This is a genomic window from Promicromonospora sp. NPDC019610 (assembly GCF_044389365.1).
Classification (GTDB): domain Bacteria; phylum Actinomycetota; class Actinomycetes; order Actinomycetales; family Cellulomonadaceae; genus Promicromonospora.
On the sequence record NZ_JBIRXX010000002.1, the window covers coordinates 1,416,006 to 1,429,511 of the forward strand.

The 13,506-nt window shown below is 74.7% G+C and carries 12 protein-coding genes; all 12 read right to left on the minus strand.

Translation table 11 applies throughout. From position 1 onward, the window contains the following. Positions 1-53 precede the first annotated feature (53 nt). The 12 genes from ACH45N_RS17980 to ACH45N_RS18035 all read right to left on the minus strand — a co-directional run bounded on the left by ACH45N_RS17980 (position 54) and on the right by ACH45N_RS18035 (position 13,496). Positions 54-818 carry an amino acid ABC transporter ATP-binding protein gene (locus tag ACH45N_RS17980; RefSeq protein WP_397396288.1) on the minus strand — a complete coding sequence of 255 codons (765 nt, stop codon included), beginning with the start codon at positions 816-818 and terminating at the stop codon, positions 54-56. Next, complete coding sequence (locus ACH45N_RS17985) at positions 815-1,912, minus strand: amino acid ABC transporter permease (protein WP_397397505.1); 1,098 nt, start codon at positions 1,910-1,912, stop codon at positions 815-817. Before ACH45N_RS17985 ends, ACH45N_RS17980 begins: the two co-directional genes overlap by 4 nt. Continuing rightward, the gene (locus ACH45N_RS17990; RefSeq protein WP_397396290.1) at positions 1,909-2,514 is read right to left on the minus strand and encodes a GNAT family N-acetyltransferase; all 606 of its coding nucleotides are present in this window, start codon (positions 2,512-2,514) and stop codon (positions 1,909-1,911) included. Before ACH45N_RS17990 ends, ACH45N_RS17985 begins: the two co-directional genes overlap by 4 nt. Continuing rightward, positions 2,511-3,389 carry a DUF1684 domain-containing protein gene (locus tag ACH45N_RS17995; protein WP_397396292.1) on the minus strand — a complete coding sequence of 293 codons (879 nt, stop codon included), beginning with the start codon at positions 3,387-3,389 and terminating at the stop codon, positions 2,511-2,513. The genes ACH45N_RS17990 and ACH45N_RS17995 overlap by 4 nt, the downstream gene beginning before the upstream one ends. After that, complete coding sequence (locus ACH45N_RS18000) at positions 3,386-5,095, minus strand: dipeptide ABC transporter ATP-binding protein (protein WP_397396294.1); 1,710 nt, start codon at positions 5,093-5,095, stop codon at positions 3,386-3,388. Before ACH45N_RS18000 ends, ACH45N_RS17995 begins: the two co-directional genes overlap by 4 nt. Then, the gene (locus ACH45N_RS18005) at positions 5,092-5,940 is read right to left on the minus strand and encodes an ABC transporter permease (RefSeq protein ID WP_397396296.1); all 849 of its coding nucleotides are present in this window, start codon (positions 5,938-5,940) and stop codon (positions 5,092-5,094) included. Before ACH45N_RS18005 ends, ACH45N_RS18000 begins: the two co-directional genes overlap by 4 nt. After that, the gene (locus tag ACH45N_RS18010) at positions 5,937-6,902 is read right to left on the minus strand and encodes an ABC transporter permease (protein ID WP_397396298.1); all 966 of its coding nucleotides are present in this window, start codon (positions 6,900-6,902) and stop codon (positions 5,937-5,939) included. The genes ACH45N_RS18005 and ACH45N_RS18010 overlap by 4 nt, the downstream gene beginning before the upstream one ends. Continuing rightward, positions 6,902-8,539 (minus strand): ABC transporter substrate-binding protein, encoded by a 1,638-nt coding sequence (locus tag ACH45N_RS18015; RefSeq protein ID WP_397396300.1) that lies wholly within the window; start codon positions 8,537-8,539, stop codon positions 6,902-6,904. Before ACH45N_RS18015 ends, ACH45N_RS18010 begins: the two co-directional genes overlap by 1 nt. Positions 8,540-8,979: 440 nt before the next feature. Beyond that, positions 8,980-9,990, minus strand: coding sequence for a uridine diphosphate-N-acetylglucosamine-binding protein YvcK (gene yvcK, locus ACH45N_RS18020; protein WP_397396302.1), 1,011 nt, complete (start codon positions 9,988-9,990; stop codon positions 8,980-8,982). Next, a complete protein-coding gene (gene rapZ, locus ACH45N_RS18025; RefSeq protein WP_397396304.1) occupies positions 9,987-10,925 on the minus strand; it encodes an RNase adapter RapZ in 939 nt (312 codons plus the stop codon). The genes yvcK and rapZ overlap by 4 nt, the downstream gene beginning before the upstream one ends. 19 nt (positions 10,926-10,944) lie before the next feature. Beyond that, the gene (uvrC, locus tag ACH45N_RS18030) at positions 10,945-12,948 is read right to left on the minus strand and encodes an excinuclease ABC subunit UvrC (RefSeq protein ID WP_397396306.1); all 2,004 of its coding nucleotides are present in this window, start codon (positions 12,946-12,948) and stop codon (positions 10,945-10,947) included. Positions 12,949-13,010: 62 nt separating this feature from the next. Next, entirely contained in the window at positions 13,011-13,496 is a 486-nt protein-coding gene (locus tag ACH45N_RS18035) for an OsmC family protein (RefSeq protein ID WP_377236624.1), read from the minus strand. Positions 13,497-13,506 lie beyond the last annotated feature (10 nt).

The following is a 13,506-nucleotide window of genomic DNA, read 5'->3' on the forward strand; positions in this document are numbered from 1 at the left end:
GGGGGTCTGGGTGGGGACGGGGATCGGGGTCGGGATCGGGATCGGGCGCGGCGTCACAGGACCTTCTCCAGGAAGGCCTTGGTGCGGTCGCTGGTGGGGTGGTCGAGGACGTCGGCGGGCGGTCCCTGCTCGACCACGACGCCCTCGTCCATGAAGACGACGGTGTCCGCGATCTCGCGGGCGAAGCCCACCTCGTGGGTGACGACGACGAGCGTGGTGCCGGTGCCGGCGAGCTCCTTGATCACGCAGAGCACCTCGCCGACGAGCTCGGGGTCCAGGGCCGACGTCGGCTCGTCGAAGAGCACGACCGCGGGCCGCAGGGCCAGGGCGCGGGCGATGGCGACCCGCTGCTGCTGCCCGCCGGAGAGCTGCCGGGGCCGGGCGTCGGCCCGGTCGGCGAGCCCGACGCGGGCCAGCAGCTCGCGCGCCTCCGCCTCGGCCTCGGCGCGCGGCCGGCCCTGCGCGTGGACCGGCGCCTCGACGATGTTCTCCAGCACGGTGAGGTGCGGGAACAGGTTGAAGTTCTGGAACACGAACCCGATCCGGGTGCGCCGGCGCAGGATCTCGCGCTCGGTGAGCTCCCGGAGGGTGTTGCCGTGCCGGGCGTAGCCGATGAGCTCGCCGTCCAGGGACACGAACCCGCGGTCCACCTTCTCCAGGTGGTTGATGGCGCGCAGCAGGGTCGACTTGCCCGACCCGGACGGGCCGATGATCGCGGCCACCTCGCCCGGGCGGACGGTCAGGTCCACGCCGCGCAGGGCCTCCAGCAGGCCGAACGACTTGTGCACTCCCCGGATCTCCAGCAGTCCGCCGGTCATGCGGCACCTCCTCCCTGCCCGGCGGACGGGGTGCGCGGCGCGACCCACCGCCCCACCCGGACGCGCGCCGCGAAGGCGGGCGGGACGCCGTCGGGCACGGGGGCGCCGGTCAGGCGCGACCAGCCGACCTGGAGCTCCCACCGCACCCGCTGGACGGGTGTGGGCGGCAGGGTGCGCAGGGCGCCCTTGGCGTAGTGCCGCTCCACGTAGTACTGGACGACCGTGATGAGCGTGGTCAGCGCGAGGTACCAGATCGCGGCGACGATGAGCAGCGGTACCACGCGGCCGTTGCGGCCGTAGATGACGCTGACGATGTAGAACAGCTCGCCGTACGCCAGCACGTACACGATCGAGGTGCCCTTGAGCAGGCCGATCACCTCGTTCACCGCGGTGGGCACGATGGACCGCATCGCCTGCGGCAGGATGATGCGGCGCACCTGGCGGTGGCGCGGGATGCCCAGGGACGCCGCGGCCTCGTGCTGGCCCTGGTCGACGCCGAGGATGCCGGCCCGCACGATCTCCGCGCTGTACGCGGCCTGCGACAGCCCGAGGCCCAGGATCGCGGCCCAGAACTTGTCGATCAGGTCGAGCGTGTCGAAGAACAGGAGCTCCGGCCCGAAGGGGATGCCCAGGCTCAGCACCGGGTACAGGTAGGCGAGGTTGTACCAGAGCAGGAGCTGCAGCAGCAGCGGCACCGACCGGAACACCCACGTGTAGGCCCACGAGACGGCCTGCAGCAGGGGCGAGCGCGACAGCCGCATCAGGGCCAGCACCGTGCCGAGCGCGAAGCCCACCACCGACGCCGTCGCCGTGAGCCGCACGGTGGCCCACGCCCCCTCCAGGATCGAGGGCCACGTGAGGTAGCGGGCCACGACGTCCCACTCCCAGCGGTCGTTGGTGACCAGGGAGGAGATCACCATCGCCAGCAGCACGCCGACCCCGGCGGTCGCGGCCCAGCGCCCCGGGTGCCGGGCCGCGACCACGCGCAGGTCCTCGTCCGCCGGTCCCGCCTGCGCGGGCCCGCCCCCGCCCGGTGGCAGGCCGGGCGGCGGGTACAGGAGGCGGGACTCGCCCTCGGCCAGGTCGGCGCTCATCTCGTCAGCCATTTCTCGAAGGGGAGCGGGCCGAACGGCTGCTCGGTGGCGGGGTCGGCGGGCGCGCCCGCGGCGGCCGCCGACAGCGGCCTGTAACCCGTGGCCCGGTAGAGCCCCGCCGCCTCCGGCTGCCGCGGTCCCGTGGTCAGGTAGAGCCGCGGGTAGCCCAGGGCGCGGGCCCGGGTCTCCAGCTCGGCCAGCACGCGGCGGGCCAGGCCGCGGCGCCGGTGGGCCTCGTGGGTCCAGATGCGCTTGAGCTCGGCCGTGGGGACGGCCGGGACGCCGTCCGCGTCCCGGGCGTCGGCACGCGCCAGGCGCGCGGTCTCCCCCAGCTCGGGCTCCAGCCGACGGCGGAACGCGCCTCCTGCGACCGGCGCGCCGTGCTCCAGGAGCAGCACCAGGGCGCCCACGGGCGGGGCGAACTCCTCGGCGGCGTAGTGCGCCATCTCGGCCCGGTGCTGCTCCTCGGTCAGCAGGTCGTGGTAGCGGGCGCGGTACTCGACCGACAGGCCCGCCAGCAGCGGCTCGACGAGCGGGTCGGACAGGCGCACGTCGCGGACCTCCAGCGACGCAGGGAGCGGGCGCGCGGAGAGCGCCGTCATCGGGGTGCCTTCTCGCCCGCGGTGACCGCGAACGGCAGGTGGTTGCCTGCCAGCGGCGCGGGGCACGTGCCGAACCGCGTGAACGCGAACGGCAGGTTCACCGCCCGGTTCAGGTCCAGGCGCAGCGTGCCGGGAGCCGGGCCGTCGGCGTCGTCCGCCGTCGTCCCCGGGACGCGGAGGTGCAGGACCCGCCACGGCGCGACGTCGTCGGACTCGTCGGTGAACAGGAGGGTCGGCTCCGTGGGGCTGCCGGTCAGCGCCAGCGTGGTGACCGTGCCGGCGTGGGCGACGTCCACCTCGCCGAACACCTCGACGTGGTGCACGAGGCGGGGCTGCGCCGCGCCCACCGTCACCGCGTCGGGCTCGTCGTACCAGCGCACGGGCACGTCCAGCACCCAGGCGGGGTCGTGGTCGAACGCGGGGACGCCGTCGAACCCCGTGCGGGTGGCGGCCTGCGGGTCGCGGGGCCGGACGCCGTACCGGCCGGTGCGCAGCACCACCTCGACCGCCACCTCGTGCTCGGCGCCGGCCGGGCGACCCTGGGGCAGGAACGTGCCCAGGACCCGGCCGCGGCCCTCGCCGACGACGACCGACGTCGGACCGTCGGCCTCGACGTGCTCTCCCACGAGCGTGGCCGTGTCGCCCGCCGCCGGGCGCGTGAACAGCGTCCGGTCGGCGACCCACCACTCGCCGGGCAGCCCCGGCAGGCGCGCCGGCGTGGCCGTGGGCCACAGCAGCGCCGCCGGGCTCAGCCAGCCGTGGGGCGTGCGCAGCTCGCGCTCGCGGGCGGCCCGCCACGCGGCGTGCTCGCGCGCGGCGGCGTCGGCGTCGGCCTCGGGCGGGGCCGCTGCCGGCCTGCTCACTACCTCGGTCATGTCAGGTCCTTCCGGTCGGGGTGCGCGGCGGTGCGGGCACCGGGGATCGCCGCGATCAGCTCCGCGGTGTACGGGTGGGCGGGATGGTCGAACACGCGGTCGACGGGTCCGGTCTCCACGAGCCGGCCGGCGCTCAGGACGCCGACGTGGTCGGCGACCTGCCGCACCACGCCCAGGTCGTGCGAGATGAACAGGTAGGTCAGGCCCCGCTCCGCGCGCAGCCGGGCCAGCAGCTCCAGCACGCGGGCCTGCACGGAGACGTCGAGCGCGGAGGTCGGCTCGTCCAGGACGAGCAGCTCCGGGTCGAGCGCCAGCGCCCGCGCGATGGCGACCCGCTGGCGCTGCCCGCCCGACAGCGCGGCGGGCCGCCGTCCGGCCAGGTCGGGCGAGAGGTGCACCTGCTCGAGGAGCTGCGCCACCCGGTCGCGCCGCTCGGCGCGGTCCCCGATGCGGTGGGCCCGCAGCGGCTCCTCGACCACGACGGCGACCGTGAAGCGGGGGTCCAGCGACGAGTACGGGTCCTGGTGCACCAGCTGGGTGCGGCGTCGGGTCGCCCGGTCGGCGCCGACGGGCGCGCCGTCCAGCTCGACCGTGCCGCCGTCGGGCCGCTCCAGGCCGAGCACCAGGCGCGCGGTGGTCGACTTGCCCGACCCCGACTCCCCCACCAGGGCGAACGCGGAGCCGCGCGGGACGGCGAACGACACGTCGTCGACGGCTCGGAGCCGCTCGCGGCGCCCCAGCCGGAACTCCTTGACCAGGCCGCGGACCTCCAGGAGGGCGGGCCGGGGCTCGGGGTCGCCGGTGGCCGGGGCGGGCCTCGCCGACGCGCTTGGCACATTATTTCTGCCGGGCACGGCCGCGACGAGCTCCCGCGTGTACGGGTGCTCGGGCGCGCCCAGCACGCGGGCAGCGGGCCCCTCCTCGACCACCACGCCGTCCTTGAGCACGACCACCCGGTCGGCCCGGTCGGCGGCGACGGCGAGGTCGTGCGTGATGAGCAGCACGGCCGTGCCGGCGCGGCCGGTGAGGTCTGCGAGCAGGTCGAGCACCCGCCGCTGCACGGTCACGTCCAGGGCGGACGTCGGCTCGTCCGCGATGACCAGCTCCGGCTCGCAGGCCATGGCGATCCCCACGAGCACGCGCTGCCGCATGCCGCCGGAGAGCTGGTGCGGGTACTGCCGGGCCCGCTCCCGCGGCCGGTCCAGCCCCACCTCGGCGAGGATCTCGACGGCCCGCTCGCGGGCGGCTCGGCGCGGCGTGCCGTGCACCACGAGGGCCTCGGCGACCTGGTCGCCGACCCGGACCACGGGGTCGAGCGCGGTGCCCGGGTCCTGCGGCACGAAGCCGACGCGCACGCCGCGCACCCGCCGCCACGCGTCGGGGAGCAGGCCGGTCAGCGGCGTGGACCGCGGCCCGGCGCCGAGCGTCACCTCCCCCGCGGTGACGCGGCCGCCGTCGGGCAGCAGGCCGATCAGGGCGTGCGCCGTGGTGGACTTGCCGCTCCCGGACTCGCCGACCAGCGCGACCACCTCGCCGGGCCGGACGTCCAGGTCCACGCCGTGCACCACCTCGGCCGCGCCGTACGCGACCCGCAGGCCGCGCACGCGCAGCGGGCCGCCCGACGGCGCGGGGTCGCCCGCGGCGGTCGCCGGAGCGGGGGTGCCGGTTGCGGGGGTGCCCGTGCCGGGCCGCGTCGTCAGCGTCATCGGTCCGTCCTCGTCTCGCGGGTGAGAGCCCGGCCGAGCACGCCGACGGCGAGCACGAACAGGGCGATGACCAGGCCCGGCAGCGTGGAGTACCACCAGGCGACGGCCAGGTAGTCGCGCCCCTCGGCGACCAGGGAGCCCCACTCGGGCGTGGGCGGCGTGGCGCCGTAGCCGAGGAAGCTCAGGGCGGAGACCGCCAGGATCACGGCGCCGAGCTCGACGGCCGCGAGCGCCAGCACGGGGCCGGCGGCATTGGGCAGCACGTGCCGCAGCAGGACGGCGCCGCGGCTCGCTCCGGCGAGCCGTGCGGCCTCCACGTAGGTGGCGTGCCGGACGCGCAGCACCTGGCTGCGCATGACGCGGGCGAACGTGGCCACCGACGCGATGCCGACGGCGACCGCGACCTTGACGGTGCCGAAGCCGAGCGCGGTCACGACGGCGAGCGACAGCAGCAGGCCGGGGATGGCGAGCAGCACGTCGGTGGCGCGCATGAGGACGTCGTCGACGGGGCCGCCGAGGAAGCCGGCGAGCAGGCCGACACCGGACCCGGCCACGAGGGCGACGCCGATGGCGAGCAGCGCGGCCCGCACGGACAGGCTGGTGCCGTGCACGGTGCGGGAGAACAGGTCGCGGCCGAGGTGGTCGGTGCCGAACCAGTGGGCGGCGCCGGGCGCCTGGAGCTTGTCGGCGGGGACGCCGGTGATCGGGTCCTGGCCCGTGAACAGGCCGGGGACGAGCGCCCAGGCGAGGACGAGCACCACGATCGCGAGCGCCACCAGCGCGGCGGGCCTCGTCCGCAGAAGGGCGAGAGGACCCGTGCGGAGCACGGCGAGGGGTCCGGTCATCGCGCGCCTCCCCCGGGGCGGCCGGGGGCGCCGGCGAGCACCCGCGGGTCGAGCAGGGGGTGCACGAGGTCGACCAGGAGGCTGATGAGCACGAACACCGCGGCGGCGACGACCACGAGCCCCTGGACCACGGGGATGTCCTGCGTGGTCACGGCGTTCTCGACGAGCCGGCCGAAGCCCTGGCGGGAGAACACCGTCTCGACCACGACCGTGCCGCCGAGCAGGTTGCCCACGAGGACGCCGAGCACGGTGACGGTGGGCAGCGACCCGTTGCGCACCACGTGCGCGCCGAGCACCCGGGCCCGCCCGGAGCCCTTGGCGAACGCCGTCTCGACGTAGGGCGCGCCCCAGGCCTCGCGCAGGCCCTGGGAGAGCACCTGCGCGACGACGGCGGCGAGCCCGACCGCGAGCGTGACCGCGGGCAGCACCAGGGAGGCGAACCCCTCGTTGCCGACCGCCGGGAAGACGAACCAGGTGAACGAGAACAGGTGGAGCAGCACGAGGCCGACCCAGAACCCGGGCACCGCGACGCCGAGCGGCGGCAGCGCGAGCAGCAGGTCGCGCAGCCACGCGGCCCGGGTCCAGGACGCGAGCAGCGCGATGCCCACCCCGGCAACCAGGGCGAGCGCGAGCGCGAGGCCGGCGAGCTTGGCGGTCTCGGGGAACGCGTCCGCGATGAGGCCGGTCACGGGGGCGCCGCTGCTGATGGACGTGCCGAGGTCGCCCGTGAGGGAGCGGCCGAGCAGCGTCACGTACTGCTGGAGCGGGCCCTGGTCGAACCCGTAGCGCTCGCGCAGCTCCGCGACCCGCGCGGGGTCCACGCGCTCGCCCCCGGCGCCCTGGTCGAGCATGATCGCGACCGGGTCGCTGGGCAGCAGGTACAGGATCAGGTAGGAGAGCGTGAACGCCGCCCACAGGACCGCGACGGCGCCGCCGAGGCGGCGCAGCACGTAGGCGGCCATCACTCCTGCTCGATCCAGGCGTCGTGGAACAGCAGGCGGGAGGAGGCGTCGAACGTGACGCCGTGCACGTCGCCGCGCACCCCGATCGACTGGGACAGCTCGAACAGCGGGACGGCGAGGCCCTCGTCCAGCAGCGCCTCCTGCGCCTCGGCCGCGATCGCGTCGCGGGTGGCCGGGTCGGCCTCGCCGAGCTGCTCGTCGAGCAGCGGGTCCACGACGTCGTCGGGCTCGCGCAGGCTGAGGTTGCGCTGCGCCGTGGAGAACTGGGTGCGCAGGATGTCGGCGTCGGCCCGGGTGACGTTGTAGTAGTAGAGGTCGTAGTCGCCGGAGTCCTGGGCGACGGTCTGCTCGGGGGCCGTGAGCTGGCGGAGCGTGAGGTCCACGCCGACGGCCCGCAGCTGCTGGGCCACGAGCTCGAGCACCGGGCCGCTGCCGGTGAACACCGGGGTGTAGGTCACCTCGATCTCCAGCGGCTCGCCGCCCTTCTCGCGGATGCCGTCCGGGCCGAGGGTCCACCCGGCGCCGTCGAGGATGCGGCCGGCCTCCTCGGGGTCGAAGGCGAGCCGGTCGGACAGGTCGGCGTAGCCGGGCGTGGTGGACGCGAGGATGCCCGTGGCCGGCTCGAACGCGTCGGACAGCACGGTGTCGACCAGCTCCTGGCGGTCGATCGCCAGGAGCAGGGCGCGGCGCACCTCGACGTCGTCCAGCGGCGCGCGGGTCAGGTTGGGCTGGAGCACGAACGGCACGCCGGGGTTGGCGCGGGTCAGCACCGTGCCGCCCGAGCCCTCGACCTGCGGGACGTCCTGCGGCAGCACGTCGCCGACGGCGTCGAACTGGTCGGACGCCAGCCCGCCGGCCCGCACCCCGGACTCGGGGACCACCGAGAACTCGACGCGCTCCAGGTACGCGTCGCCGTCGTGCTCGGCCGACGCGGGCGCCCAGTCGTAGCCCTCGCGGCGCGTGATGACGGCGCCCTGGTCCTGCGTGTAGCTGTCCAGGACGAACGGCCCCGAGCCGACGACGTCGCCCTGCAGGCGCTCGGCCGGGTCCACCGCCGCCGTCTCCTGCGCCAGGATCGCGAGCGACACCGTCGAGGTGGCCTGCAGGAACTGCGCGTTCGGCGCGTCGAAGACGACGGTCGCCGTGTGCTCGTCGGGCACCTCGGTCTGCTCGTAGCCCGCGAGGTAGCTCGCCGCGAGCGGCGCGCTCGCCCCGAGGTCGCCCGCGACGGCGTCGAAGCTGGCCTTCACGTCGGCGGAGTCCAGCGCGCTGCCGTCGGAGAAGGTCACGCCGTCACGCAGGTGGAACGTGAACCGTGTCAGGTCGTCGCTGACGTCCCAGCTCTCCGCGAGCCACGGCTGGATCTCGCCGGTCTCGGGGTCCTGGTCGGTCAGCGAGTCGGCGAGCTGCCGCGCCACGTAGATGCTGACGTTCGAGCCGACCTGCTGCGGGTCCACACCCTGCGGCGCGGCCCCGAGCGCGAACCGGAGCGTGCCGCCCGGCGTCGGCTCGGCGGGCGCGCCGCCCGCGGCGGTGTCGGGTCCGGCGCAGCCGGTCAGGGCGAGCGCGGCGGCCAGGGCGGTGACGACGGCGGCGGCCGGCGTGGGCGGTGTGCGGCGGGGCTGGTTCGGGACCATGGGGGTTGTCCTCTCGGGGCACGGCGAGGCGGACCTGCGTGCGGGTGCACGAAGGTCCGTCACCGGAGGTGACGCGGGGGCAGGGTGGGGTGACGACGGGTGGCGGGCGACGCGAGGTGACGGAGCGCGGGATGCCGGCCCCGGGGCGGGGACGACGACGGACGGCCGCGACGGGCCGGTCAGCAGGGGCGCTGCTAGGTCTTACCTGGGTGCGGTCAGCGGCCGGCGGGACAACACTGGCGGGCACGACACAGGGAGCGGGCGTGCGCGATCTGCACCGTGCCGTTCATCGCTCGGGCCATGCCGGTCTCCCTCCGATTCGAATTCCCTATCGGATTGATCGGAATTCGGTATGCGGGAAGTTACGGCCGTCCGCTGGGCATGTCAACGGTGTCCACGAAGGGTCTCGCATCGCGGACGGGGCGGCTGGTCAGGCCGGGTCAGACGTCGCCGTAGACGCCCTCGAACACGTCCCGGTAGGCGGCCGCCAGGCGCAGGCCGTCGTGCCTGGCGGTGTCGTCGCCGCGGCGTACCTGCCGCATGATCACGCGCGCGCCCATCGACGCGGCCGCGGCCTCCAGGGCCGCGACGTCCTCGACGGCGGACGGGTCGGCCAGCACGGCGTCGATCCGCAGGCCGGGCGCGTGCTTGTGCAGGGCCTCCAGGTGGTCGACGGCGGTCAGGCCGGCCGTCTCGCCGTTCTCCGCGGACAGGTTGAGCGTGACGCACCGGCGCGCCTTGGTGACGTGCAGGGCGTCCGCGAGGGCGGGCACCAGCAGGTGGACCAGCACGGAGGAGTACCAGGACCCGGGGCCGAGGACCACCCAGTCGGCGTCGAGCACCGCCTGGACGGCCTCCGGGGACGCCGGCGGGTCCGCGGGCAGCAGCCGGAGCTGCTCGATCCGGCCCTCCGTCACGGCGACCCGGCTCTGCCCGATCACGGTCTCCAGGGGCGCCTCCGGCTCCCCGGGCGCCGCGGTGTGCCGCACGTCGGCCTCGACCACGAGCGGCACCGACGCCATCGGCAGCACGCGCCCGCGGGCGCCGAGCAGGCGGCCCACCCAGTCCAGCCCCTCGACCGGGTCCCCGAGCAGCTCCCACAGCGCCACGATGAGCAGGTTGCCCATGGCATGGTTGTCCAGCTCGCCCGACGACGAGAACCGGTGCTGCAGCATGGCGCTCCAGGTCCGGCCCCACTCCGAGTCGTCGCACAGGGCCGCGAGCGCCATCCGCAGGTCGCCGGGCGGCAGCACGTCGAGCTCCTCGCGCAGCCGGCCGGACGAGCCGCCGTCGTCGGCCACCGTCACGACGGCTGTGAGGCGGTCCGACATGAGGCGCAGCGCGGACAGGCTGGCGGACAGGCCGTGGCCGCCGCCGAGGGCGACGACCGACGGGTTCTTGCTCCACTCCGGGGCGGGGACGTCGGGCACCCCCGGCGCGTGCGGGATCATTCGCGGCCCAGGTCGCGCGCGGAGACGGAGACGAGCTGCCCGCGGGCGCGCAGCCGCTCGGCGATGGCGTCGGACATGGCGACGGACCGGTGCTTTCCGCCCGTGCATCCCACGGCGATGGTCACGTAGCGCTTCTCCTCGTTGAGATAGCCGGCGAGCACCGGTGCCAGGGCCTCGACGTAGCGGTCCGCGAACTCGACGGCGCCCGGGCGGGCGAGCACGTAGTCGCGTACCGGCTGGTCACGCCCCGTCAGGTGCCGCAGCTCGGTGATCCAGTACGGGTTGGCCAGGAACCGTACGTCCACCACGTGGTCCGCGTCCAGGGGGATGCCGTACTTGAACCCGAACGAGATCACGTTGATGCGCAGCTGCTCGGTCGCGTCGTGTGCGAGCCAGGCGCGGATCTCCCGGGCGAGGTCGTGCACGGACAGGTCGGAGGTGTCGATCCGCAGGTCGGCGCGCTCGGCGAGGGTCGCGACGACGGAGCGCTCCTCGGCGATGCCGTCCAGGATGCGGCCGTCGCCCTGCAGCGGGTGCGGGCGGCGCACCTGCTCGAAGCGCCGCACCAGCACCTCGTCGCTCGCGTCCAGGAACAGGATGCGGTAGGCCACCTTGGCCTCCGTCATGTGCACGAGCACCTTGTCCAGCTCCGAGAAGAACTGGCGGCCGCGCACGTCCACGACGACGGCGACGCGCTCGATGCTGGACCCCTTGGCCATGAGGTCGACCAGGGGCACCAGCATCATGGGCGGCAGGTTGTCGACCACGTACCAGTCGAGGTCCTCCAGCACGGCGGCGGCCCGGGACCGGCCGGCGCCGGACATCCCGGTGATCACGAGGACCTGCGGGTCGCTGCGCTCGGGGGTGTGCGTGGCGGCCTCGACCGCGGCGATTCCCTCGGGGGCCGTGGTGGGGGACGGCTCGGTGTTGCTCATGGCACCAAGCATGCCAGCGTCAGGCCTTCAGGGCGGCAACCACGGCCGCGGCCGTCGTCGTCCCCATGCCCCGCACGCTGGCGATCTCCTCGACGCTCGCCGCCTTGAGCCGCTTGAGCGAGCCGAAGTGGGTCAGCAGCACCTTCTTGCGGGCCGGGCCGAGCCCGGGGACGTCGTCGAGCACCGAGGCGGTCATGCCCTTGCTGCGCCGGCGGCGGTGCTGCGTGATCGCGAACCGGTGCGCCTCGTCGCGGACACGCTGGAGCAGGTAGAGGCCCTCGCTGGAGCGCTGCAGGATGACCGGGTACTCCTCGCCCGGCAGCCAGACCTCCTCCAGGCGCTTGGCCAGGCCGCACAGCGCGACGTCGGTGATGCCGAGCTCGTCCATCGCCTTCTTGGCGGCGGCGACCTGCGGCGGCCCGCCGTCGACCACCACGAGGCTCGGCGGGTAGGCGAACCGGGCCTTCTCCTCGGGGGCGTCGGCGGCGACCTCGCCGCCTGGCAGCGCACCGGGCAACGCACCGGGCAGGGCGCCGGCCGGGTCGTCGCCGTCGCGGTCCTCCCCCGCGGAGATCTCGACGTCGTTGGCCTTGAGCCGGTCGGTCAGGTACCGCTTGAAGCGGCGCGTGATGACCTCGTGCATGGCCTGCGTGTCGTCGCGGGCGCCGTCGCCGTCCGACCCACGGATGCTGAACGAGCGGTACTCGCTCTTGCGGGGCAGGCCGTCCTCGAACACCACCATGGACGCCGACTGGTAGGTGCCCTGGGTGTGCGAGATGTCGTAGCACTCGATGCGCAGGGGCGCCGACTCCAGGTCGAGCGCCTCCTGGATCTCGCGCAGCGCCTGGCTGCGGGTCGTGAGGTCGCCGGCGCGGCGGGTGCGGTGCAGCACGAGCGCGTGCTCCGCGTTCTTGCGGACGGTCTCGGCGAGCTCCTTCTTGTCGCCGCGCTGCGGCACGCGCACGTCCACGCGCGAGCCGCGCAGGCCCGAGAGCCAGGCGCTGACCTGGTCCAGGTCGGGCGGCAGCACCGGGACGAGCACCTCGCGGGGCACGGCGTCGCGGGCCTCGGCGCCGCTCAGGTCCTGGTCCGACCCGTACACCTGCTGCAGCAGGTGCTCCACGAGCTCGCCGTCGCTGATGTCCTCGACCTTCTCGACCACCCAGCCCCGCTGGCCGCGGATGCGGCCGCCGCGGACGTGGAAGACCTGGACGGCCGCCTCCAGCTCGTCGCCCACCAGCGCGAACACGTCGGCGTCCGTGGCGTCGCCGAGCACCACCGCGTTCTTCTCGGTGGCGCGGCGCAGCGCCTCGATGTCGTCGCGCAGGCGGGCGGCCTGCTCGTACTCCATCTCGGCGGCGGCCTCCTGCATGCGCTTGGTCAGCCGGCGCTCGAACTTGGCCGTGTCGCCCGCCATGAAGTCGCAGAAGTCCAGGACCAGCGCGCGGTGGTCCTCCACGCTGATGCGGCCCACGCACGGCGCCGAGCACTTGTCGATGTACCCCAGCAGGCACGGGCGGCCCGACTGGCCCGCCCGCTTGTAGACGCCCGCGGAGCAGGTGCGGATCGGGAACACCCGCAGCAGCAGGTCGAGGGTCTCCCGGATGGCCCAGGCGTGCCCGTACGGCCCGAAGTACCGCGTGCCCTTGCGCTTGGCGCCGCGCATGACCTGCGCGCGGGGCACCTCCTCGCCCAGGGTCACCGCGAGGTACGGGTACGACTTGTCGTCGCGGTACTTCACGTTGAACCGCGGGTCGTACTGCTGGATCCAGGTGAACTCCAGGGCGAGCGCCTCGACCTCGGTGCCCACCACCGTCCACTCGACCGACGCCGCGGTGGTCACCATCCGCTGCGTGCGCTCGTGCAGGTGCGCCACGTCCTGGAAGTAGTTCGCCAGGCGCTGGCGCAGGTTCTTCGCCTTGCCCACGTAGATGACCCGGCCGTGCTCGTCGCGGAACCGGTAGACACCGGGCGACGTCGGGATCTCTCCCGCCTTGGGTCGATAGGTTGCTGGATCCGCCATGGCACCAACCTAAGCGGTGCCACTGACAACGTGGGACGGCGACGCGGGCCGGCCCTGCCCGGTCAGGCGGGGACGGCGAGCGGCACCGGCGCGACGTGCACCGGGAAGTTGACCGAGCGCGAGATGAAGCACATCGCGTGCGCCTTGTGGTGCAGCGCGGCCACGTGCTCGTCCGTGGCGAGCTCGCCCGCGTCCGCCACGACCCGCGGGTGCAGCGTCACGTCCGTGAACGCGCCCTCGCCCCGCGACTCGACGCGCATGGTGCCCGTCGCCGCGTCCGAGTACTCCCGCACGACCAGCCCCGACTCCGCCGCCAGGTGCAGGAACCACAGCATGTGGCACTGGCTCAGGCTGACGACGAACAGCTCCTCGGGGTTGTACCGGCCCGGGTCGCCCCGGAACGCCGGGTCCGCCGAGCCCAGGAGGGGCGGCTTGTGGGCCAGGTCGATCTCGTGGTCGCGCGAGTACGCGGTGTACGACGACGTACCCGTGTCCCCCGCGCCCGTCCACCGCACCGTCACGGCGTAGTCATGCGTGGCTCCGCTCATGCTGCTCACC

What these genes read in the sequence shown, in the direction of transcription:
- ACH45N_RS17980 (WP_397396288.1), bottom strand. Translation starts at nt 818, where the DNA reads ATGACCGGCGGACTGCTGGAGATCCGGGGAGTGCACAAGTCGTTCGGC.
- ACH45N_RS17985 (WP_397397505.1), bottom strand. Translation starts at nt 1,912, where the DNA reads ATGAGCGCCGACCTGGCCGAGGGCGAGTCCCGCCTCCTGTACCCGCCG.
- ACH45N_RS17990 (WP_397396290.1), bottom strand. Translation starts at nt 2,514, where the DNA reads ATGACGGCGCTCTCCGCGCGCCCGCTCCCTGCGTCGCTGGAGGTCCGC.
- ACH45N_RS17995 (WP_397396292.1), bottom strand. Translation starts at nt 3,389, where the DNA reads ATGACCGAGGTAGTGAGCAGGCCGGCAGCGGCCCCGCCCGAGGCCGAC.
- ACH45N_RS18000 (WP_397396294.1), bottom strand. Translation starts at nt 5,095, where the DNA reads ATGACGCTGACGACGCGGCCCGGCACGGGCACCCCCGCAACCGGCACC.
- ACH45N_RS18005 (WP_397396296.1), bottom strand. Translation starts at nt 5,940, where the DNA reads ATGACCGGACCCCTCGCCGTGCTCCGCACGGGTCCTCTCGCCCTTCTG.
- ACH45N_RS18010 (WP_397396298.1), bottom strand. Translation starts at nt 6,902, where the DNA reads ATGGCCGCCTACGTGCTGCGCCGCCTCGGCGGCGCCGTCGCGGTCCTG.
- ACH45N_RS18015 (WP_397396300.1), bottom strand. Translation starts at nt 8,539, where the DNA reads ATGGTCCCGAACCAGCCCCGCCGCACACCGCCCACGCCGGCCGCCGCC.
- yvcK (WP_397396302.1), bottom strand. Translation starts at nt 9,990, where the DNA reads ATGATCCCGCACGCGCCGGGGGTGCCCGACGTCCCCGCCCCGGAGTGG.
- rapZ (WP_397396304.1), bottom strand. Translation starts at nt 10,925, where the DNA reads ATGAGCAACACCGAGCCGTCCCCCACCACGGCCCCCGAGGGAATCGCC.
- uvrC (WP_397396306.1), bottom strand. Translation starts at nt 12,948, where the DNA reads ATGGCGGATCCAGCAACCTATCGACCCAAGGCGGGAGAGATCCCGACG.
- ACH45N_RS18035 (WP_377236624.1), bottom strand. Translation starts at nt 13,496, where the DNA reads ATGAGCGGAGCCACGCATGACTACGCCGTGACGGTGCGGTGGACGGGC.